Source organism: Tahibacter soli (assembly GCF_025717065.2).
GTDB lineage: Bacteria > Pseudomonadota > Gammaproteobacteria > Xanthomonadales > Rhodanobacteraceae > Tahibacter > Tahibacter soli.
Map to the genome: position 1 here is coordinate 103,765 of NZ_JAOVZO020000019.1, position 19,953 is coordinate 123,717.

A 19,953-nucleotide genomic window follows, 5' to 3' on the forward strand; every position below is an offset into this window, starting at 1 on the left:
TTATTCTTTGACGGCGACCATGTCGATTTCGACCTGAGCGCCGCGCGGCAGCGCCGCGACGCCGATGGTCGAACGCGCCGGATACGGCTCCTTGAAATACTCGGCCATCACCGCGTTGACCGCCGCGAAGTTCGCAAGATCGGTCAGATAGATGCCGACGCGCGCGACGTCGGCGAACGAGGCGTCCGCGGCTTCGAGCACGGCCTTGAGGTTTTCGAACACGCGGCGCGTCTGCGTCGCGATGTCGCCGGTCACGAGTTCGCCGGTCGCCGGATCGAACGGCACCTGGCCCGACGTGTAGATCGTGTTGCCGACCTTGACGGCCTGCGAGTACGGGCCGATCGCCTTGGGCGCGCGGTCGGACGAGATGATCGTACGGCTCATGGGGGCTTCCTTGACTGGGGAATGCGCGATCTTGGCATCGTCGCGGCGTTCGTGCACGCCCGCGCAGCCGGCCAGCGCGGCGGCGATGAAGATCGCCGCGGCGTACGTCGAGGTTCGGTTCATAGCGGATGCCGGTAGACGCCGTGCACCACGCCGAGGCGGCGCACGCGGCGCATCACGTCGGCAAGGTGCTTGCGATTCTGCACTTCGATGGTGAACACGATGATCGCCGACATCACGCCGCGATCCTGATATTCCACATTTTCGATATTGGAATTGCTCTCGGCGATCGCCGCTGCGACCGACGCGAGCACGCCGGGCTTGTTCTGGATGTCGACGCGCAGTTCGACCTTGTAGTCGCCGCTGACGTCGCGGTCCCATTCCATCGCGATGCAGCGCTCGGGCGTCTTGCGAAACTCCGCGACGTTCGGGCATTCGAGCCGGTGCACGACGATGCCCTTGCCGGCCGACATGAAGCCCATGATCGCATCGCCCGGCAGCGGATGGCAGCAGTTCGCGAACGTCAGCACGCCGCGCTCGGCGCCGGTGATGCGGATGCTTTCGGCATGGCGCGTCGCGCGCAGGCGCGTCTTGCCGCCCTTGACCTTGACCAGCTGCGAGGCCACCTGGTCGGCCACGCGGTTGCCGAGCGCGATGTCGGCGAGGAGCTCCTCCAGGCGCTTGAACTTGTTCTCGGCGAGCCAGCGGTCGAGCTCCTCGACCGGAATGCTTTCGAGCGACGCGCCGGCCTGATCGAGCGCGCGATCGAGCATGCGGTGGCCGAGTTCGACCGCGTCCTCGTGCTGCAGCTTTTTAAGGTGATGCCGGATCGCGGTGCGCGCCTTCGCCGATACGACCCAGTCGAGCCATTGCGGATGCGGCTGCGCCGACGGCGCGGTGATCACCTCGACGCTCTGTCCGCTGACGAGCCGCGTGCGCAGCGGCGCGAGTTTCTTGTCGACGCGCGTGGCCACCGCGTGGCTGCCGACGTCGGTGTGCACCGCGTAGGCGAAGTCGAGCGCGGTGGCGTTGCGCGGCAGCGAAAGAATGCGCCCCTTCGGCGTGAACACGTAGACGTCGTCGGGAAACAGGTCGACCTTGACGTTCTCGATGAATTCGAGCGACGAGGACGTGCGCGACTGGCTGTCGACGAGCCCCTCGACCCACTCGCGCGCGCGCGACTGCGCGGCGTTGCCCTTGCCGGCCGACTTGTACGCCCAGTGCGCCGCGACGCCGCGCTCGGCGACGCTGTCCATGTCGTCGGTACGGATCTGGATTTCGATCGGCACGCCGAACGGCCCGAATACGACCGTGTGCAGCGACTGGTAGCCGTTCGCCTTCGGGATCGCGATGAAGTCGCGAAAGCGCGCGTCGAGCGGCTTGTACAGGCCGTGCACGGCGCCGAGCGCGTGATAGCAGCGCATCACGCTGTCGGTAACGACGCGAAAGCCGTACACGTCCATCACCTGCACGAACGATTTGTGCTCCGTGCGCATTTTTGTATAAATGCTGTACGGCGCCTTGATGCGGCTGACCACGCGCGCGACGATGCCTTCGGCTTCCAGGCGCGTGCGCAGCGCGGCTTCGATCTTGCCCATCGCTTCGCGGCGGTTGCCGAGCGTCGACTTGATGCGCGTTTCGATCACGCGGTGGCGATCGGGATACATCGCGCGAAAGCCGAGCTCCTGCAGCTCGCCCTTGAACTTGTTCATGCCCAGGCGCTGCGCGATCGGCGCGTAGATCTCGAGCGTTTCGCGCGCGATGCGGCGGCGCGCCGACGGCTCCATCGCGCCGAGCGTGCGCATGTTGTGCAGGCGATCGGCGAGCTTGATGAGGATCACGCGCAGGTCGCGCGCCATCGCCAGCAGCATCTTGCGGAAGCTTTCCGCCGCCGCTTCCTGCCGGCTCTTGAACTGCAGCTTGTCGAGCTTGGTGACGCCGTCGACGAGATCGGCCACGGCTTCGCCGAACTCGGTTTCGAGTTCGACGCGCGTCAGCGGAGTGTCTTCGAGCGTATCGTGCAGGATCGCCGCGATGATCGTCTCGTGATCCAGGCGCAGTTCCGCGAGGATGCCCGCCACCGCGACCGGATGGGTGATGTAGGGCTCGCCGCTCTTGCGCTTCTGCTCGCCGTGCGCGTGCGCACCGACCTCGTACGCACGACGAACCAGCGCACCCTGGCTAGGCGACAGGTACGACAGCTTATCTTCCAGCGCGCGGACGTAAGCAGGAGGATCGCTCACGCTCGGCGCCGGGGGCGAGCTCAAAGCCGTAGGCATCGAAGACCTTCATTGCCGGCGATGGCGTACCGCTTGCGAGCTTGCCCGCGCGCGCCTCGCCAGCAAGGCTCGCGCCGCCCGCGTTCGTGTCGTGCGATCGACGCCGGCAGCGACCGCCTCGCGGCGGCCGTGCGACGTACGGGGTTACAGGTCGTCGCCGCCGCCCTTGAGATCGTCGTCGACTTCGGCCGCGGCCCATTCGAGCGCTTCGCGCTCGGCGCGCTCGCGTTCGAGCTTCTCGACCTGTTCGATCAGCGCGTTGTCGACCTTGCGCTCGGCGATTTCGCGCAGCGCAAGGACGGTCGGCTTGTCGTTCTCGGCCGGCACGAGCGCGTCGGAACCCTTCGCGAGCTGACGTGCGCGCTTGGTCGCCATCAGCACCAGTTCGAAGCGGTTGTCGACCACCTGCAAGCAATCTTCTACGGTAATTCGTGCCATGTGAACCTCAAAACCATCGAAAATCATATCGTTAGATGGCCGCCATTGTAGCCGCGAGCTTTTGTGCGGCGCAAACATGCGCGCAATCGGGCCTCCGCGCCCGACCGGCCGCCCCCCTGCGAAGGTCGAAGCGGCTTAGAACTTTCTTAAAAGTGTGACACTAGGATTAACCCGTACGGCCGCCTCGGCGTGTATTCTCGCCCCCGCGCGCCGGCCCGCCCTTGAATCGATCCCAAAGGGCAGCCATGTCCGCGCGCGTAAAGCCGCAGCAGGAAGCGTTCGCATGCCATCTGATTCAAGCCGGAAGTATCGGACCGTCGCCGTTGCCGCCGCCGTGCTCGCGCTCGCCGGCTGCACGATCGCCAAGCCGCGCACCGACGACAAGTGGGAGAAGTTCAACCGCAAGGTCTACGCGTTCAACGACGCGGCCGACCGGGCGGTGATCCGTCCCGTCGCCGTCGGCTACCGCAAGGTGACGTCGCCGAACTTCCGCCGCGTCGTCTCGAATTTCTTCACCAACCTGCGCATGCCGGTCACGATGCTCAACGACCTGCTGCAGGGCGAGCCGAAGGATTTCTTCCGGAGCACCGGCCGCTTCGCGGTGAACACGACGATCGGTCTCGCCGGCTTCTTCGATCCGGCGAGCCAGATGGGCCTGCCGCTCAACGAGACCGACTTCGGCGTCACGCTCGCCAAATGGGGTGTGCCCGAAGGCCCGTACGTCGTCGTGCCGCTGCTCGGCTCCACGACCGTGCGCGACATCTTCCGGTTCCCGGTCGACCGCCGCGTCGATCCGCTGAGCTACTACGCGAGCCACCAGGATCTCAAGTACAACGCGCAGTACTTCCCGCAGGTCGCTTTCCTCGTCACGCTGCGCTCGCGCGGCATCGACGCCGAAGGCCTGCTCGAAGGCGTGTACGACCCGTACGTGTTCTATCGCGACGCATACCGTCAGCGCCGGATCTACCAGATCTACGACGGCAATCCGCCGATCGAAGTGATCGAGCAGCTGCAAGGCGTCAGCGAGGATTTCGATCCGGACGAACTGCTCAAGGAACAGGAGCAGTACAACGAGAAGAACGGCGGCGGCGGTTCGACCACGCCGTAAACGCACAGGCCCGGCGCGACGCCTCTATCGCCGCACCGGACCTGCGCGTCACCGCAACTACCGGTTCGGCTGCGCCGCCGCCGGCGGCGGCGAGAACGAACGCTCCAGTTCCGATTGCGCGCGTTCGTATTCTTCGATGCGGAAGCGGCGACGCAGTTCGTCCGTCAGGTTCATGTACTGCGTGGCCGTCTCGGTCGACACGGCGACGTCGGGGTCCGACGGCGCGACCATCATGTAGCTGAACTTCTGCGCGCAGACGTGGCACGGCGTGAATTCCGTGTACGGGCCCGGCTCCGCGGCCATGCCCGCATTGAGCAGCGACTGGCAGCCGGCGTAAGTCGGCGACGAGTACGCGCGACCGTGATCGCCCTTCATGAAGCCGGCGCAGTAGTGGCTGTAGATGTAGGGACCGCCGATGCTGTAGAGCGCGAAGCTCTGGCCGGCAGCGGCGGCAAGACCGACCGCGACCAGCGCCTTCAGGGTTTTGCTGACCATCGATGTTCTCCGTGGTGTGGGCGAGCGCGCCAAAGCGCACCGGCACGCTATGCCCCGCGTCGGCCGACCGGCCAGCGAAATGCGGTGTCGTCGTGGTGACGCGCGCGGGTAGCGGTCGGGTACGCATCGAACACAAGCGCATGTACCGCCTCGCGAATTCCGGCGACCGCCGCCGCGCCGCCGACCGGGCCGCGTATATCCGCCAAATCAGCCAGTTGCACGTTTTCGTTCCCGTCGCGGTCCCACGCGGCGGTAGCGCTGCGGCGACGGGCGGCTAGGATGGCCGCCCCGCCCCACGGAGTACCGACGATGCGCATTCCCCTGATCGCCTCGGCTGCCGCGCTAGCTGCCGGCAGCGTCTGCGCGCATAGCGACCTGCCGCGCGAAGACTGGTGCCACGCCGGCAGGATCGCCTACGTCGCCGACTTCAAGCTCGGCGCGAAACAGATCGCGGCGTCGTGCACCGGCAACGACACCGGCACGAAGCTTCGGCGCGGCGGCGCCGAGCGCGCCGGTGTCGCGCCGAACCATTGCGGACAGTTCGATCCGCCCTACAACACTGCGCGCGTCGCCGCCGGCGGCCATTGCGGCCTGTTCGGGCTGCCGTCCCCGGACGTCGACTTCGGCACGACCGCGGCGATCGTCACCGGGCCGGAAAGCTACCTCGCACCGGAACACCACGAGATCTACCGGATCGAGGCCGGCGTCTGGGGCATGTGCGCGATCTGCCTGCCGCCCGGAGAGTGAGCGCCGCTACAGCAGCGACCGCCGCCGCACGACGTCCTGTACCGCCTCGAGCTGGCGCTTGAGCCGCTCGCGCTCGTCCGGCGCGAGCGGGCATTCGGTCAGCACGAAGTACACCGTGCGCAGCACCTCGCGCCAGCGCGGCCGGCGCGGCAGCTTGGCGAGCGACAGGTACCGCTCGAGCGCGCGCACGCGCAGCCGCCCCTCGTCGATCGTGATGCGCCAGATGCGGCTCTTTTCGGCCAGGTCGATGCGCGTCTTGCCGGTCGAGCGCTCCCAGGCCGCGACCGTGCCGAGCATCAGCTCCACCAGCGCGCGGCGATACGCCTCGCGTTCCTCGCCGCTGTCGGCGTCGAGTGCGCCGATCGCGGCGTCGTCCGCCGCGGCGGGCACCGCGCCGGCCGGATCGAAGCTCAGCATCGCAAGGCCATGCCCGACGCCGAGCGGCGCGAGCGTCGCGGCCACGGTCGCGTTGTCCGCGTCGGCCAGATCGATGCGCACGGCGGCGTCATGCTCGTCCATATCGGCGAGCGCCGCGTCGAATCGCGCGACATCGGCCGGCGCGAGCCGTGTACGCAGGTCCACGCCTTCGGCGTCTTCGGGCGCGCCGAGCCATTGCGCGGCCGGCGCGTTGAGTGCGGTGATGCGTCCGGCCGCGTCGATCGCGACCACCGCGCGCGCGGCGCCGTCGAGCAGCGCCTGCAGGCGTTCGCGGTCCATGCCGAGCGCCTCGGCTTCGCGCCGATACTGCTCCTTCTCGGCTTCCAGCCGCGCCTCGCGCACGGCGCGCGCCAGCCGTTCGCGCTGGCGCCAGCGATAGACGAGCGCCAGCACGGCGACGAGTGCGAACAGCGCCGCGGCGACCGTGAAGCGCTGCATCGCCGCGCGGCGTTCGAGTTCGAGCGCGCGCAGGCGGTTCTCGGCGGCGAGCGCCTCGATGCGGCGTTCCTTTTCGGCGACGTCGAAGCGCACGCGCAGCTGTTCGAGCCGCCGGTCGTGCTCGGCGCCGCGGCGGCGCGTGTCGGCGTCGTTCCACGCGCGCCAGTCGGCGAGCGCGCCGCGATAGTCGCCGTCCGCCTCGCCGGCTTCGGCGAGTTCGCGCAGCAGGTCGATGCGGTCGGTGCTGTCCGGCGGCAGGCGATCGAGCGTCGCGCGCAGCAGCGTGCGCACGCCGTCGAGCTGCCCGCTCACGCGCAGCAGGCGCGCCTGCTGCGCGACGAACTCCGGCGACGAGGGCACGCGCAGACGTTGCGCCAGCGCAAGGCCGCGATCGATCCAGATCTTCGCGTCGGCGCGCGCATCCGCGTCGAGCGCCGCGCGCGCAAGCAGTGCGCACAGCCGCAGCTGGTCGCCGGCGGCACCTGCGCTTTCGTAGCCGGCGAGCGCTTCGGCGTACAGCCGCGCGGCTTCGTCCCGCTCGCCGTTTTCGGCGGCGAGCAGGCCCAGGCTCTCGCGGGTGTGCGCCGCGTCGATCGGCCGGCCGGCCCGCTCGTGCTCGGCCAGCGCCTCGCCGTAGCGGCGGCGCGCCGATTCGGCGTCGCCCAGCTCGCGGTACAGGTCGCCGAGATTGTTCAGCAGCGGTCCGAGCTGCGTATCGCCCGTCTGGCGCTTGCGCTCCAGGCTCGCCAGATACGCTTCGAGCGCGTGGCGATAGTCGCCGATGCGGCGCAGCGCCGTGCCGATGTCGTTCCAGCTCTGGCCTTCGCCGCGCGCATCGCCGCGCGCCGTCGCGATCGCGAGCGCTTCCCGGAACAGCGCGAGCGCGTCGGCGATCTCGCCGCGGCGATACTCGAGAATCCCGCGCCGTCGCGCGAGCTTGAATTCGCCTTCGGGGTTCGGCGTGACGCGAAACAGCGCCGCTACGCGATCGAGCGTGCGCGCCGCCGCGACGAAGTCGCCGGCCGCAAGTTCCGCGTCGCTGCGCCGCGCGAGCCATTCGACCGCGTCGGCGTCGCCGCGCGTCTGCGCTTGCGTCCACGCGCGCTCGCACGCATCGACGGCCAGCGTCGGCTGCTGCGCGATCCGGTCGCGGCAGGCGCTCTGCGCGTCGTCGCCGGCGGCGTGCGCCGCGAACGCAAGACAACACAAAAAAGCAAAAGCGATACGAATCGGCGTCGTCGGCAGGGCTCGCGTCGCCATGCGCGGCGCGTCAACCGAGCCCGAGCAACCCGTCGACTTCCGCGAGCTGCGCGAGCGCGCGCAGGCTTTCGGGCGCGTTGGCGATAGCGAAAGGCCGGCCCGCCGCCCGCGCGTCGCGCGCCAGGGCGAGCAGCACCGCGAGGCCCGCGCTGTCGGCGGCGTCGACGCCGGCAAGATCGAGCGTCTTCGCGTGGCCGGCGCCGCGGCACTCCCGCAGCGCCTGCGCCGCGGTTGCGAACGTCAGCGCGCCGGACAGCGCATGCGTGTCCGGCGCGGTCGCGGTCAGCGCGAACGGGTTCGCGGCGCTCACGACTTGGCGTTCTTCTCGAGGCTTTCGAGCGCCTTCTCGCCCTGCGTTTCCAGGCGTGTGATCAGCGCGTCGAGGCTCGATTTGGCGATCTCGGCGGTCACCTGGTTGCGATAGTTCGTGACGTACGAAATGCCTTCGATGATCACGTCGAACGCCTTCCACTCGCCGCTCGCGGTCTTGCGGAACACGTAGTCGACCGGTACGCGCTTGCCGTCGTCGAGCACCACCTCGGTACGCACGAGCGAGCGCTTGTCGTTGAGCTCGCCCTTGAACGGCTGAATGTTGATGCGACCGCGCGTGTAGCTGAGGAGGCCCTCGGCGTAGCGGTGCGAGATGGAGTTGTAGAACGCCTTGGCGAAGCGCGCGCGCTGCTCCGGCGTCGCCGCACGCGCGTTCGGGCCGAGCACCATGATCGACGCGTAGTCGATGTCGAAATGCGGCAGCACCGTGGCGTCGATCAGCTTGATCAGCTTGTCGCGGTCGTTGCGCAGTTCTTCCTTGCGCCCTTCGAGCGCGTTGCCGAGGTCGTCGGCGATCTTCTGCACGACGGCGTTCGGCTCGTCGGCGGCCAGCGCCGGAACGGCCGTGCCGGCCAGCGCGATACAGAAAGCGAAAACAAGAGAACGCAACATCGTCAACTCCTTGTCAGTTGCCGGGCGCCGACGTCTTTTCGGCTTCGGGCTTGGCGTTCGCGCTCGGCGGGTTGCCGCCGACCAGGTATTTGCCGATCAGCTCTTCAAGCTGGATCGCGCTCTGCGTCAGCACGAGCTCGTCGCCGTTCTTCAACATGTCGGGCGAGCCGCCCGGCTGCAGGCCAACGTACTGATCGCCCAATAAACCGCTGGTGAATATCGCCGCGGCGGAATCGTCGGGAATCTGTTTGAACCGCTCGTCGATCGCGAGCGTCACCTTCGCGTCGAGCCGGTCGGGTTCGAGTTCGATCGCGTGCACGCTGCCGATGCGCACGCCCGCGATCTTCACCGGCGCGCGCAGCTTCAACTGCCCGACGTTGGTGAATCGCGCCTGCAACGCGTACGTTGGCCCCTGCCGGTAGTTCGCGAGACTGGTGGTCTGCGTCGCGAGAAAACCGAGCGCGGCAAAGCCGAGCACGATGAAAAGGCCCGTGCCGATTTGATAACTGCGTCGCTGGCTCATAGCGGCCTCACATCAGGAAAGCGGTCATGACGAAATCGAGCGCGAGCGTCGCGATCGACGAAAACACCACCGTGCGCGTCGTCGCGTGCGCGACGCCCTCGCTCGTCGGCGCCGTGGTATAGCCCTGGTACGACGCCATCAGCGTGACGATGCCGCCGAACACCATGCTCTTGTAGACGCCGTTCATCACGTCGGTCCACACGTCGACGTTCGACGTCATGTTCGACCAGAACGTGCCGTTGTCGAGGCCGAGCCACGTCACGCCGACCGCGTGCGCGCCGAAGATCGCCAGCGCGTTGAAGATGCAGGCGAGGAGCGGCATCGCGATCACGCCGGCGATGAAGCGCGGCGCGACGACGTAGGACATCGGATCGACCGCCATCATCTCCATCGCGGACAGCTGGTCGGTCGCGCGCATCAGGCCGATCTCGGCCGTGATCGACGTGCCCGCGCGCCCGGCGAACAGGAGCGCCGTGACGACCGGCCCGAGTTCGCGGTACAGCGCGAGCGACACGACGGTGCCGAGCGAGGCCGTGCCGCCGAAGCGCGAGAGCACGTCGTACAGCTGCAGGCCGAGCACGAGGCCGATGAACAGGCCGCACGTCATCACGATGACGAGGCTCATCGCGCCGACGAAGAAGATCTGCCGCACCGTTTCGCGCAGATAGCGCAGGCTGCGCGGAATCGCCGCGATCACGGCGACGAGGAAGAGGCCGATCCGGCCGACTTCGGCCAGACCGTCGCCGACGACGTTCGTGCGGTTCGCGTCGCTCATGTCGGAAAGCCCAGGTCGGCGGCGTAGTCGCGCGCCGGATAATGGAACGGCACGGGGCCGTCGGCCTCGCCGCCGAAGAACTGCTTCGTCCAGGCGGTCTCGCCGCGCGTGAGCGCCTCGGGCGAGCCGTGCGCGGCGATCTTGCCGGCGGCGATGAGGTAGATGTTGTCGGCGACGCGGCGGATCGCCGACAGCTCGTGCGCGACGAGAATGCTCGTCAGGCCGAGCGTGGCGTTCAGCGTGCGAATGAGCTTGAGCACCTGATTCAGCGCGATCGGGTCGAGACCGACGAAGGGCTCGTCGTAGATCAGCAGCATCGGGTCGCGCACGATCGCGCGGGCGAGCGCGACGCGGCGCGCCATGCCGCCCGAGAGCTCCGCCGGCATCAGCCCGGCCGCGCCGCGCAGGCCCACCGCCTGCAGCTTCGTCAGCACGATGTTGCGCACGAGTTCTTCCGGCAGACGCGCATGCTGGCGCAGCGGAAACGCGACGTTCTCGAATACGCTGAAGTCGGTCAGCAGCGCCGAATTCTGGAACAGGTAGCCGATCTTTTCGCGCAGGTCGAACAACGCGTCGCGATCGAGCATGACGACGTTGCGGCCGTCGACGACGATCTCTCCGGCGTCGGGTTTGAGCTGTCCCGTGATGTGGCGCAGCAGCGTCGTCTTGCCGGTGCCGCTCGGCCCCATGATCGCGGTGATGCCGCCGCGCGGGATGTCCAGATCGACGCCGTCGAAGATCGTCTTGCCCCCGAGGCGCGTCATGAGGCCCCGTATGCGCACGAGCGGTTCGGTCACGTTCATCAGTCCGCCTTCAACAGATCCGACAGCAGCGCCGCGTGTCGTTTGACCTGGTTGCCCGATTTCAGGCGCTGCGCCGCGACGACCGCGCGCATTTCGGCGAGCGCATCCTCGAACGCGTCGTTGATCACGATGTAGTCGAACTCGTGCGCGTGCGCCATGTCCTCGCGCGAATCGGCGAGACGGCGGCGGATCACCGCCTCGCTGTCGGACGCGCGCGCGCGCAGGCGGCGTTCGAGTTCCTTGCGCGACGGCGGCAGGATGAACAGGCTGACCGCGCCGGGCACCTGCGCGCGCGCCTGGCGCGCGCCTTGCCAGTCGATCTCGAGCAGCACGTCGCGGCCCTGCGCGATCGTCTGCTCGACGACCGCGCGCGAGGTGCCCTTGTAGTCGCCGTGCACGACCGCGTGCTCGAAGAATTCGCCGCGCGCGATCATCAGTTCGAACACGCCGCGCGAGACGAAGTGGTAGTGCACGCCGTCCTGTTCGGTCGGCCGCGGCGGACGCGACGTGTACGACACCGACAGGCACAGATCGCGCTCGCGCTCGATCAGCGCCTTGACGAGGCTGGTCTTGCCCGCCCCGGAGGGCGCCGCGACGATGAACAAGGTTCCTGACATCCGCTGATCCTGCGCTACGCCGTTACATACATGCGCGTCATTAAAAATTGCTAAAAAAGAATAGCCGCCGCAAGGCGATCACTCGATGTTTTGTACCTGTTCGCGCATCTGCTCGATGAGCACTTTCAGTTCCACCGCCGCCTGCGTCGTACGCTGATCGACCGATTTCGAACCGAGCGTGTTCGCCTCGCGGTTGAACTCCTGCATCAGAAAGTCCAGACGGCGGCCGTTCGCATCGGCGAGCTTGAGAATGCGGCGCGCCTCGGCGACGTGCGCCGACAGACGGTCGAGTTCCTCGTCGACGTCGATGCGCGAAAGCTGCAGCACGAGTTCCTGCTCCAGCCGCTGCGGATCGGCGCTCTGACGGAAGTCGGCGAGCTTGGCGTCGAGCTTGGCGCGCAGCGCGGCGCGGATGTCCGGCAGCCATTCGCGCACCTTGACCACGAGCGCGGCGATGCCTTCGAGCCGGTCGGCGATGAAGCCGGCGAGGCGCTCGCCTTCTCTCGCGCGCGTCGCGACCATGTCGTCGAGCGCGCGCTCGAGCACCGCGAGCGCTTCGGCCTGCAGTTCGGCCTGGTCGACCTCGGGCTTGACCAGCACGCCGTCGATGCCGAGCAGGCCGACGAAATCGGTGGTCATGTGCGGAAACCGCGGCGACAGATGCGACGCGGCGTGTTCGAGCTGACCCAGCAGCACGTCGTTGAACTCGAGCTTGGCGGCGGCGGCACCCTGCGAGCGCAGGCGCAGGCCGACGTCGACCTTGCCGCGCGTGAGCTTGGCCGCGACGCGCTCGCGCAGCTGCGGCTCGATCGAACGCAGTTCTTCGGGCAGCCGCGGACTCAGTTCGAGGTAGCGGTGATTGACCGAACGCAGCTCGCAGGACAAAAGGCCGAGCGCGGTGGTGCTTTCGGCGCTGGCGTAGGCGGTCATGCTGCGGATCATGGGGCAGCCGTAAGGGAAAAGGGCCGCAATGGTAAACTCGCGCGCCCCATTCCCCAAGTTTTCTCCCCATGACAGCCAGTTTGCGCCCCTCCGGCCGTGCGCCCGACCAGTTGCGCCCGGTATCGATCGAACGTCGCTACACCCGCCACGCCGAAGGTTCGGTGCTGGTTTCCTTCGGCGACACGCGCGTGCTGTGCACCGCCTCGGTCGAGGAAAAAGTGCCGCCGTTCCTGCGCGGCAAGGGCGAAGGCTGGGTCACCGCCGAATACGGCATGCTGCCGCGCGCGACGAAGGAGCGCACGCAGCGCGAGGCCGCGCGCGGCGGCCAGGGCGGCCGCACGATGGAAATCCAGCGCCTGATCGGCCGCAGCCTGCGCGCGTGCGTCGACCGCGCCGCGCTCGGCGAGCGCACGATCACGCTCGACTGCGACGTGCTGCAGGCCGACGGCGGCACGCGCACGGCCGCGATCACCGGCGCGTACGTCGCGCTGATCGACGCGATCCGCGGCTTGAAGCAGGCGCGCCTGATCAAGAAGGATCCCGTCCACGGCGCGATCGCCGCGGTGTCGGTCGGCATCTATCGCGGCGTGCCGGTGCTCGATCTCGACTACGCCGAAGACGCCAACTGCGACACCGACATGAACGTCGTGATGAACGACGGCGGCGGCTTCATCGAGCTGCAGGGCACGGCCGAAGGCCATGCGTTCCGCCGCGACGAACTCGACGCGCTGCTCGCGCTCGCGGGCAAGGGCGTCGACGAACTCGTCGCCTTGCAGCGCGAAGCGCTCGACCGTCCGTGAGGAGCAGCCGATGCGGCGCGTCGTTCTCGCGAGCAGCAATCGCGGCAAGCTCGAGGAAATGGCCGGCATGTTCGCCGGCTTCGACATCGATCTCGTCACGCAGGGCGACCTTGGCGTCGGCGACGCCGACGAGACCGGTCTTACCTTTGTGGAAAACGCGCTGATCAAGGCCCGCCACGCCGCGCGGGCGACGGGTCTTGCGGCGGTCGCCGACGATTCGGGCATCTGCGTCGACGCGCTCGGCGGCGCGCCGGGCCTGTATTCGGCGCGCTACGCAGGCACGCATCGCAACGACGCGGCGAACAACGCCAAACTGCTCGAGGCGCTCGCCGACGTGCCGGACGAGCGTCGCGGCGCGCACTTCCACTGCACGATCGTGCTGCTGCGCCACGCCGACGACCCGGCGCCGCTGATCGCCGAGGGCCTGTGGCGCGGCACCATCCTGCGCGCGCCGCAGGGCAGCCACGGCTTCGGCTACCAGCCGCTGTTCTTCGATCCGGCGCTCGGCGTCGCGTCGGCCGAACTCGATACGCCGACGCGCAACCGCGTGAGCCATCGCGGCCTCGCGATGGCGAAGCTGCGGCAGATGCTCGCGGCCGGCACGCTCTGAGCGCGCGGCGCCGCTCTACAATCGCCGCATGCCGATGTCCGCGCCCCCGCTGTCGCTGTACGTCCACATTCCGTGGTGCGTGCGCAAATGTCCCTACTGCGACTTCAATTCGCATACCGCGCCGGGCGGCCTGCCGCAGGACGACTACGTGCGCGCGCTCGCGGCCGATCTCGATCGCGACCTCACCGACTACGGCGCCGCTATCGCCGGCCGGCAGATCGTCAGCGTGTTCTTCGGCGGCGGTACGCCGAGCCTGTTCGCCCCGGCCGCGATCGGCGCGATACTCGACGCGTGCGCGGCGCGCCTGTCGTTCGCCGCCGGCGCCGAGATCACGCTCGAGACGAATCCCGGCACGGTCGAACACGGCCGCTTCGAGGACTATCTCGCCGCCGGCGTCAACCGCCTGTCGTTCGGCATCCAGAGCTTCGACGACGACAAGCTCGTGCGCCTCGGGCGCATCCACGGCTCGACCGAGGCCGAGCGCGCCGTGCTTCTGGCGCGGCAGGCCGGCTACGACAACTTCAATCTCGACCTGATGTACGCGCTGCCGGAGCAGGATCTCGCCGGCGCGCTGCGCGACGTCGAACGGGCGATCGCGCTGGCGCCGTCGCACATCTCGCACTACCAGTTGACGCTCGAACCGAATACCGCGTTCGCGGCGCGTCCGCCGCGCCTGCCCGACGACGACACCGCGTGGGACATGCAGGAGCTGTGTCAGTCGCACCTCGCCGCGGCGGGCTATGCGCACTACGAAACCTCGGCCTACGCGCGCGACGGGCGCCGCAGCGCGCACAACGTCAACTACTGGCAGTTCGGCGACTATCTCGGCATCGGCGCCGGCGCGCACGCGAAGATCAGCGACGCGACCGCCGGCACGGTGCGGCGGCGCTGGAAGGTGCGTGCGCCGAAGGCGTATCTCGCGCATGCCGGTACGCCGCGCGGCGTGGGCGGCGACGACGCGGTCGCCGCGGCGCAGTTGCCGTTCGAGTTCATGCTCAACGCGCTGCGCCTCGAGGACGGCTTCGAACTCGCGTGGTTCGACCGGCACACGGGGCTCGCGCGAGACGCGATCGCCGGCGGTCTGTCGACCGCGCGCGAGCGCGGCTGGCTCCAATTCGATGAAGAATGCGTGAGAACCACGCCGCTCGGCCGGCGGTTCTTGAACGACGTGATCGAGCTGTTTCTGCCCTGACGGGCTTCGGGAGACAAGTGATGAATCCCATGACCGAATTCGTGGCCATCCACTGCCCTCACTGCGGCGAGTCGTTCGAAACCGTGGTCGACCTCTCGGCGGGAAGCCAGTCGTACGTCGAAGACTGCGCCGTGTGCTGCCGGCCGATCGACGTGCGCGTCCAGGTGTCGGACGACGGCGAACTTCTCGGGGTTTTCGCGTCGAGCGACCGAGACTGACGCACTGTAGAAAAGTGTGTACTGGCGTATCCGCGCACGGATTTCAGCCCCTCGCGCATAGTTCGAGGAATAGAATCGGGGCACAGGGGACAACGGACACGTGTCATGCAGCTCACCGACCCGGCTTCGTCCAGACGACCGGACACGGAGACCGCACTCGCGACCATCGGCTCGCGCCGGGATTTTCCGCCGCGCGTGCGCACGCTGCTCGAAGGCGTGCTGGCGCTCGCCGGCAGCCAGCTCGAGCGCTCCATTTCGCTGAGCCTGACCGAATGCGAGCAGCAGCTGTTCAAGCTCGCCGAGAAGGCGCGCAGCAGCAACGAGCAGCACGGCGTGTTCGAATCGCTGCGCGAGGTCAAGCGCGCCCGCGCCGATGTCGCACCGCGCTACCTGCTGCATTTCGAATCGACCCTGGCGCGGCTCGGCGAGGAGCGCAAGCCCGCGAACGGCGAAGCGCTGCCGCGCTTCGCGGAACTTGCGCTCGTCGATACGCGCGACCTCGAGGAAAACATCACGCTGCAGGAGATCGCGGCGAAGGCCGAGATCCGGCACAGCCAGGCGCTGTACGCGCTCGGCCACCGTTTCGGCGTACTCGCCGGATCGCCGGCGATCGACGCCGAGAACCTCGCCGTCGGCCCGCAGCGGCTGTGCGCGGGCCTGCGCTACGCGACCGCCTGCATCGGCGTCTCGCTGGAGCACCGGCTGGTGATGTATCGCCAGTTCGATCGCCTGCTGATGGCGGAACTGGGCGTTTTATACAGTTCCATCAATGACTACATGGTCGAAAAGCGCATCCTGCGCAATCTGCAGTTGACGCTGCCGCGCGCGCGCGTCGCGGCGCGCGGCGCAGGTCCGGTCGCACCGAAACGCGACCCCGGCGCCGCCGCGGACGCGACGATCGAAAAAGCGGCGCCGGAACCGTCGGCGGCGGCGCAGCCGCCCGCAGAAACGCCCCTCGCGCACGATGCCGCCGACGACGTCCGCGACTCGGAACTGTTCACGACCTTGCGCGAGCTGCTGTCAGGCCGTCGCCACATCCAGCAGACGGCGGCGCCGCCCTCGCCCGCCACCGCCGCCGCGGCGACCTTGTCGAGCTATGTCGCCACCGCCGAGGATCTGCAATCGGTGCTCGGCGCGCTGCAGTGCAAGCCGGCCGCGTCGATGGTGCTCGGCGGGCGCGTGGTCCAGCGCAGCATCGCGCACCTGAAGCAGGACCTGCTCAACCAGTTGCGCCAGTTCACGCCGGACGGACGCCCGCCGCAACTGGGCGAGGAAGACGCCGACACGCTCGAACTCGTCGGCATGCTGTTCGACTTCATCGCCAAGGACACGCGCCCCGACAGCGCATCGCAAAGCCTGCTGACGAAGCTGCAGGTACCCGTGCTGCGCGTCGCCCTGCGCGACAAGTCGTTCTTCACCCGGCGCAGTCATCCCGCACGCCAGCTGCTCAACGCGATCGCCGAGACCGGCCAGTACTGGATCGACGACGGCGACGGCGAGTCCGATCGCACGCTGGTCGAAAAGATGCAGCTCGTCGTCGACCGCGTCGGCGCCGAATTCGACGGCAAGGTCGAACTCTTCGACGAGATGCTGACCGACCTTTCGCGCCACATGGGCATGCTCGCGCGCAAGGCCGAAGTGGCGGAGCGCCGCCACGTCGACGCCGCGAAAGGCCGCGAGCGCCTGGATCTTGCGCGCGAGCGCGCGGTCGGCGCGATCGGCGAACGGCTGGCCGGCCGCAAGATCAACCGCTTCGTCCGTACGCTGCTGGAACAGGCGTGGACCGACGTGCTCGCGCTGACGATTCTGCGCCAGGGCGAAGAATCGGACGCGTACCGGCGCCGCATCGACGTCGCCGACCGCCTGATCGGCGACGGCGTCGCGACGCCCGACGTACGCGAGGAAATCGAACAGGGACTCGCGCAGGTCGGCTTCCACGGCGACGAAGCACAGGCGATGGTGCGCCAGTTGTTCTCGGCCGGCGAAGCCGCCGGCGCCGACGACAGCCCGGCCTCGCGCACGGAAATGGCGCTCAAGCTCAAGGCGAAGACGCGTCTGGGCGAAGACACGACGACAACGGCAACGACGCCGGCAACCGGCGAAACGGCGTCGCACCAGGGCACGCGCATGGCGCCGATCGCGCCGCCGCTCAACGCGGCCGAACGGCAGATGCTCGAGCGCGTCAGGACGCTCCCGTTCGGCACGTGGTTCGAATTCGTGCAGAACCAGCAGGGCGAAGCCGTGCGGCGCAAGCTGTCGTGGTTCTCGACGCTGACCGGCCGCTGCCTGTTCGTGAACCAGCGCGGCGCGCGCACCGACGAGCGTTCGATGGAACAGCTCGCGCGCGATCTCGTGCGCGGCCAGGCGCGCATCGCGACGATCGAGCGCGAATCGTTGATCGATCGCGCGTGGCATGCGATCGTCGGTACGCTCAAGCAGATCACCGGCCACGCGCCGCTCGCGCCGGCGTAGGAGACTCGGTCATGGTCGAACACCGCAGGGCGCCGCGCATCCGCGTCGGCGAGGCGATACAGGTGACGAACGCGATCACGGGCGAAATCGCCGGTCGAGTCGGCAATCTTTCGCTCGACGGCATGATGCTGGTGGCGAACCGTCCCGCGCGCGAAGACACGCTGTATCAACTGAGCTTCAACCTCGCCGACGACCGCGGCCGCATGCACACGCTCGAAATCGGCATGCACGAGCAGTGGACCGAATCGGCGAACGTGCCGGGCCAGCACTGGGTCGGCCTGCGCTTCATCGACATCGGCAGCGACGAGCAGGCCGTGCTGAACGCGTGGCTCGCGCGCAGCCGCCAGACGGCACCGGGCACTTGAAGCGCAAGGGTTTCGCCGTGCTCGCGGCGCTCGCCGCGGGCGGCCTCTTCGCGTACGCGCTGCTGCGCCCGGCCGCACCGCAGCGCGGCACGTTTCTCGCGTTCGGCGGCATCACCGAAGCGGAACTGCGCGCGCCGACCGACGCGGTCGCGAACGACGCGTTCGCGGCGATCGCGCAAATCCTCGCGCGCGACCAGCGCGAATGGCATCCGTGGGAGATGAGCGATCTGATGCGGCTCAACGCCGCCATCGAACAGGGCCAGCCGTACACCGTGCCGCCGGGCCTCGCGGGCCTGATCCGCCGCGCGCAGGACGGCTACGCGCGGAGCGGCGGCCTGTTCAATCCCGCGATCGGCGGCCTGGTCGGACTGTGGGGCTTTCATACGAGCGACTACCCGATCCGCACGCCGCGACCGCCGCCCGAAGCGATCGCCAGGCTCATGGCCGGCAGTCCGCGCATGGACGACCTGACCGTCGGCGAAAACGGCGAAGTCGCCTCGCGCAACCGCGCGGTCGATCTCGATCTCAACGGCCTCGCCGAAGGCTATGCGGCCGAACAGATCGCCGAAGAACTCGCACGGCGCGGCATCGCGCACGCGCTGATCAACGTCGGCGGCGACGTGCTCGCGCTCGGCGACGCCGGCGAGCGGCCGTGGCGCGTCGTCATTTCGTCGCCGCAGCACGCCGCGCTCGCGAGCGCGCAGCTGTCGGGCCGCGAAGCGCTGTTCTCGTCCGGCAACTACAACAAGTTTCGCGAAGAACCGGGCCAGCGCTGGGGCCATGTGCTCGATCCGCGAACCGGCGAACCGGCGCACGGCGTCGCGGCGGTCAGCGTGATCCACCCCGACGCGGTGATCGCAGATATCGCGTCGACGACGCTGATGATCGCGGGCACGGCGGCACTCGCCGAAACGGCGCGGAAGCTCGGCGTGGCCTGCGCCGTGCTCGTCGACGAGACGGGCGCGGTGTGGATCACGCCGGCGATGAAGGAACGCATCGATTTTTCAACGCCGCCGGCAGCGTTCAACGTCACCGAAAGCCTCGGCGCGAACTGCGGCGGCTGAAGCCCGAATCCGGCCGGGAGGCGGCGACGAAGGGTTCGGCGTACGCGCCGAATCGCAACGAACGCGGGAACGAACGGCGGTAGCATGATCGCATCGCCCGCAGCGAGGCCGCCTCATGCATACGCCGTCGCGCCGCCGTTTTCTCGCCACGCTCGGAGCCGCCGTGATCGCCGCTCATTCGCCGGGCCCGCTCGCCGCCGCCCCATCGGGCCGCCGCCGGATTCCGCGCGACGGCCGCACGGTTCCCGCCATCGGCCTCGGCACCTGGCAGGCATTCGACTACGCCGACGACGCGGCCGCCGACCGCGATGCGCTGGCCACGCTCAAACTCCTCGCCGACGCCGCCGGCGTCGTCGACAGCTCGCCGATGTACGGCCGCTCCGAAGCGGTGCTCGGACGACTGCTGCGCGACGCCGATCCGGAACGCGCCGTCTTCGTCGCGACGAAAGTCTGGACGCGCGGCAAATCCGAAGGCCGCGCGCAGATCGACGAATCGATGCGGCTGATCGGCCGCGATCCGATCGATCTGCTGCAGATACACAATCTCTCCGATTACGACACGCAGCTCGCCACCGTGCTCGAACTCAAGGCCGCCGGCCGCGTGCGCTATGCCGGCGCGACGCACTACACGGCCGGCGCGCATGCCGAACTCGTGCGAGCGATCGAAGGCGGCAAGCTCGATTTCGTACAAGTGAATTATTCGCTGCGCGAACGCGAAGCGGCGCGCACGGTGTTTCCGGCCGCGCGCGCGAACGGCGTCGCGGTGCTCGTGAACCGCCCGTTCGCCGAAGGCGACGTATTCCGTGCGACGAAGGGCAAGCCGCTGCCGGATTTCGCGCGCGAGATCGGCGCCGCGTCGTGGGCGCAGTACGCGCTGAAGTTCATCCTCGGCGAAGCGGCGGTGACGTGCGCGATTCCCGGCACGCGCAATCCGAAACACTGCGCGGACAACCTCGGCGCGGCGACCGGCCCCATGCCCGACGCGGCGCTGTGCCGGCGCATGGCCGAGCACTTCGATACGTTGTAACCGCTTTACGCAATGT

The 19,953-nt window shown here is 68.6% G+C and carries 22 protein-coding genes; 10 read left to right on the forward strand and 12 right to left on the reverse strand.

Annotated elements, in window-relative coordinates; genetic code table 11:
- The 3 genes from OD750_RS19590 to rpoZ form a co-directional block, all read right to left on the reverse strand.
- A complete protein-coding gene (locus OD750_RS19590) occupies nt 1-384 on the reverse strand; it encodes a RidA family protein (protein ID WP_263541153.1) in 384 nt (127 codons plus the stop codon).
- Nucleotides 385-503: 119 nt separating this feature from the next.
- Nucleotides 504-2,663, reverse strand: a complete 2,160-nt coding sequence (locus OD750_RS19595) for a RelA/SpoT family protein (protein ID WP_263541002.1) — start codon at nt 2,661-2,663, stop codon at nt 504-506.
- Nucleotides 2,664-2,807: 144 nt separating this feature from the next.
- On the reverse strand, nt 2,808-3,101 hold the full coding sequence (gene rpoZ / locus OD750_RS19600) for a DNA-directed RNA polymerase subunit omega (protein WP_263541001.1): 294 nt from the start codon (nt 3,099-3,101) through the stop codon (nt 2,808-2,810).
- A gap of 283 nt (nt 3,102-3,384) precedes the next feature.
- On the opposite strand from rpoZ, the gene OD750_RS19605 reads away from it, so the two are divergent.
- A complete protein-coding gene (locus tag OD750_RS19605) occupies nt 3,385-4,209 on the forward strand; it encodes an MlaA family lipoprotein (protein WP_263541000.1) in 825 nt (274 codons plus the stop codon).
- A gap of 57 nt (nt 4,210-4,266) precedes the next feature.
- Here OD750_RS19605 and OD750_RS19610 read toward each other — a convergent pair whose 3' ends face one another.
- Entirely contained in the window at nt 4,267-4,704 is a 438-nt protein-coding gene (locus OD750_RS19610; RefSeq protein WP_263540999.1) for a hypothetical protein, read from the reverse strand.
- A 309-nt stretch (nt 4,705-5,013) separates the two neighbouring features.
- Between OD750_RS19610 and OD750_RS19615 the strand changes: the two genes are divergently transcribed.
- Nucleotides 5,014-5,451 carry a hypothetical protein gene (locus OD750_RS19615; RefSeq protein WP_263540998.1) on the forward strand — a complete coding sequence of 146 codons (438 nt, stop codon included), beginning with the start codon at nt 5,014-5,016 and terminating at the stop codon, nt 5,449-5,451.
- Between the two features lie 6 nt (nt 5,452-5,457).
- On the opposite strand, the gene OD750_RS19620 is transcribed toward OD750_RS19615, so the two are convergent.
- The 8 genes from OD750_RS19620 to OD750_RS19655 all read right to left on the reverse strand — a co-directional run bounded on the left by OD750_RS19620 (nt 5,458) and on the right by OD750_RS19655 (nt 12,189).
- On the reverse strand, nt 5,458-7,587 hold the full coding sequence (locus tag OD750_RS19620; protein ID WP_263540997.1) for a tetratricopeptide repeat protein: 2,130 nt from the start codon (nt 7,585-7,587) through the stop codon (nt 5,458-5,460).
- Nucleotides 7,588-7,597: 10 nt separating this feature from the next.
- Nucleotides 7,598-7,897 carry an STAS domain-containing protein gene (locus OD750_RS19625; protein ID WP_263540996.1) on the reverse strand — a complete coding sequence of 100 codons (300 nt, stop codon included), beginning with the start codon at nt 7,895-7,897 and terminating at the stop codon, nt 7,598-7,600.
- The gene (locus tag OD750_RS19630) at nt 7,894-8,529 is read right to left on the reverse strand and encodes an MlaC/ttg2D family ABC transporter substrate-binding protein (protein ID WP_263540995.1); all 636 of its coding nucleotides are present in this window, start codon (nt 8,527-8,529) and stop codon (nt 7,894-7,896) included. The genes OD750_RS19625 and OD750_RS19630 overlap by 4 nt, the downstream gene beginning before the upstream one ends.
- Nucleotides 8,530-8,542: 13 nt before the next feature.
- The gene (mlaD, locus tag OD750_RS19635; RefSeq protein ID WP_263540994.1) at nt 8,543-9,052 is read right to left on the reverse strand and encodes an outer membrane lipid asymmetry maintenance protein MlaD; all 510 of its coding nucleotides are present in this window, start codon (nt 9,050-9,052) and stop codon (nt 8,543-8,545) included.
- Between the two features lie 7 nt (nt 9,053-9,059).
- Nucleotides 9,060-9,827 carry a lipid asymmetry maintenance ABC transporter permease subunit MlaE gene (mlaE, locus tag OD750_RS19640; protein WP_263540993.1) on the reverse strand — a complete coding sequence of 256 codons (768 nt, stop codon included), beginning with the start codon at nt 9,825-9,827 and terminating at the stop codon, nt 9,060-9,062.
- Nucleotides 9,824-10,630 (reverse strand): ABC transporter ATP-binding protein, encoded by an 807-nt coding sequence (locus OD750_RS19645; RefSeq protein ID WP_263540992.1) that lies wholly within the window; start codon nt 10,628-10,630, stop codon nt 9,824-9,826. The genes mlaE and OD750_RS19645 overlap by 4 nt, the downstream gene beginning before the upstream one ends.
- Nucleotides 10,630-11,247 (reverse strand): guanylate kinase, encoded by a 618-nt coding sequence (gmk, locus tag OD750_RS19650; RefSeq protein WP_263540991.1) that lies wholly within the window; start codon nt 11,245-11,247, stop codon nt 10,630-10,632. The genes OD750_RS19645 and gmk overlap by 1 nt, the downstream gene beginning before the upstream one ends.
- A 78-nt stretch (nt 11,248-11,325) precedes the next feature.
- Entirely contained in the window at nt 11,326-12,189 is an 864-nt protein-coding gene (locus OD750_RS19655) for a YicC/YloC family endoribonuclease (protein WP_263540990.1), read from the reverse strand.
- A gap of 68 nt (nt 12,190-12,257) precedes the next feature.
- Here OD750_RS19655 and rph point away from each other — a divergent pair, with 68 nt between their 5' ends.
- The 8 genes from rph to OD750_RS19695 all read left to right on the forward strand — a co-directional run bounded on the left by rph (nt 12,258) and on the right by OD750_RS19695 (nt 19,937).
- Nucleotides 12,258-12,989, forward strand: coding sequence for a ribonuclease PH (rph, locus tag OD750_RS19660; RefSeq protein ID WP_272842074.1), 732 nt, complete (start codon nt 12,258-12,260; stop codon nt 12,987-12,989).
- A gap of 10 nt (nt 12,990-12,999) precedes the next feature.
- Complete coding sequence (rdgB, locus tag OD750_RS19665) at nt 13,000-13,599, forward strand: RdgB/HAM1 family non-canonical purine NTP pyrophosphatase (protein ID WP_263540989.1); 600 nt, start codon at nt 13,000-13,002, stop codon at nt 13,597-13,599.
- A 28-nt stretch (nt 13,600-13,627) separates the two neighbouring features.
- On the forward strand, nt 13,628-14,791 hold the full coding sequence (hemW, locus tag OD750_RS19670) for a radical SAM family heme chaperone HemW (protein WP_263540988.1): 1,164 nt from the start codon (nt 13,628-13,630) through the stop codon (nt 14,789-14,791).
- Between the two features lie 20 nt (nt 14,792-14,811).
- Complete coding sequence (locus tag OD750_RS19675; RefSeq protein ID WP_425508248.1) at nt 14,812-15,009, forward strand: CPXCG motif-containing cysteine-rich protein; 198 nt, start codon at nt 14,812-14,814, stop codon at nt 15,007-15,009.
- A gap of 105 nt (nt 15,010-15,114) precedes the next feature.
- Nucleotides 15,115-17,481, forward strand: a complete 2,367-nt coding sequence (locus OD750_RS19680; protein ID WP_272842075.1) for a DUF1631 domain-containing protein — start codon at nt 15,115-15,117, stop codon at nt 17,479-17,481.
- Between the two features lie 11 nt (nt 17,482-17,492).
- Nucleotides 17,493-17,846, forward strand: coding sequence for a PilZ domain-containing protein (locus OD750_RS19685; RefSeq protein WP_263540987.1), 354 nt, complete (start codon nt 17,493-17,495; stop codon nt 17,844-17,846).
- Complete coding sequence (locus OD750_RS19690; RefSeq protein WP_263540986.1) at nt 17,843-18,910, forward strand: FAD:protein FMN transferase; 1,068 nt, start codon at nt 17,843-17,845, stop codon at nt 18,908-18,910. Before OD750_RS19685 ends, OD750_RS19690 begins: the two co-directional genes overlap by 4 nt.
- A gap of 115 nt (nt 18,911-19,025) precedes the next feature.
- The gene (locus OD750_RS19695; RefSeq protein WP_263540985.1) at nt 19,026-19,937 is read left to right on the forward strand and encodes an aldo/keto reductase; all 912 of its coding nucleotides are present in this window, start codon (nt 19,026-19,028) and stop codon (nt 19,935-19,937) included.
- Nucleotides 19,938-19,953: the final 16 nt, after the last annotated feature.

Bases quoted from the DNA above. Each gene is read 5' to 3' on its own strand.
- OD750_RS19590 (WP_263541153.1), bottom strand. From the start codon at position 384: ATGAGCCGTACGATCATCTCGTCCGACCGCGCGCCCAAGGCGATCGGC.
- OD750_RS19595 (WP_263541002.1), bottom strand. From the start codon at position 2,663: ATGCCTACGGCTTTGAGCTCGCCCCCGGCGCCGAGCGTGAGCGATCCT.
- rpoZ (WP_263541001.1), bottom strand. From the start codon at position 3,101: ATGGCACGAATTACCGTAGAAGATTGCTTGCAGGTGGTCGACAACCGC.
- OD750_RS19605 (WP_263541000.1), top strand. From the start codon at position 3,385: ATGCCATCTGATTCAAGCCGGAAGTATCGGACCGTCGCCGTTGCCGCC.
- OD750_RS19610 (WP_263540999.1), bottom strand. From the start codon at position 4,704: ATGGTCAGCAAAACCCTGAAGGCGCTGGTCGCGGTCGGTCTTGCCGCC.
- OD750_RS19615 (WP_263540998.1), top strand. From the start codon at position 5,014: ATGCGCATTCCCCTGATCGCCTCGGCTGCCGCGCTAGCTGCCGGCAGC.
- OD750_RS19620 (WP_263540997.1), bottom strand. From the start codon at position 7,587: ATGGCGACGCGAGCCCTGCCGACGACGCCGATTCGTATCGCTTTTGCT.
- OD750_RS19630 (WP_263540995.1), bottom strand. From the start codon at position 8,529: ATGTTGCGTTCTCTTGTTTTCGCTTTCTGTATCGCGCTGGCCGGCACG.
- mlaD (WP_263540994.1), bottom strand. From the start codon at position 9,052: ATGAGCCAGCGACGCAGTTATCAAATCGGCACGGGCCTTTTCATCGTG.
- mlaE (WP_263540993.1), bottom strand. From the start codon at position 9,827: ATGAGCGACGCGAACCGCACGAACGTCGTCGGCGACGGTCTGGCCGAA.
- OD750_RS19645 (WP_263540992.1), bottom strand. From the start codon at position 10,630: ATGAACGTGACCGAACCGCTCGTGCGCATACGGGGCCTCATGACGCGC.
- gmk (WP_263540991.1), bottom strand. From the start codon at position 11,247: ATGTCAGGAACCTTGTTCATCGTCGCGGCGCCCTCCGGGGCGGGCAAG.
- OD750_RS19655 (WP_263540990.1), bottom strand. From the start codon at position 12,189: ATGATCCGCAGCATGACCGCCTACGCCAGCGCCGAAAGCACCACCGCG.
- rph (WP_272842074.1), top strand. From the start codon at position 12,258: ATGACAGCCAGTTTGCGCCCCTCCGGCCGTGCGCCCGACCAGTTGCGC.
- rdgB (WP_263540989.1), top strand. From the start codon at position 13,000: ATGCGGCGCGTCGTTCTCGCGAGCAGCAATCGCGGCAAGCTCGAGGAA.
- hemW (WP_263540988.1), top strand. From the start codon at position 13,628: ATGCCGATGTCCGCGCCCCCGCTGTCGCTGTACGTCCACATTCCGTGG.
- OD750_RS19675 (WP_425508248.1), top strand. From the start codon at position 14,812: ATGAATCCCATGACCGAATTCGTGGCCATCCACTGCCCTCACTGCGGC.
- OD750_RS19680 (WP_272842075.1), top strand. From the start codon at position 15,115: ATGCAGCTCACCGACCCGGCTTCGTCCAGACGACCGGACACGGAGACC.
- OD750_RS19685 (WP_263540987.1), top strand. From the start codon at position 17,493: ATGGTCGAACACCGCAGGGCGCCGCGCATCCGCGTCGGCGAGGCGATA.
- OD750_RS19695 (WP_263540985.1), top strand. From the start codon at position 19,026: ATGCATACGCCGTCGCGCCGCCGTTTTCTCGCCACGCTCGGAGCCGCC.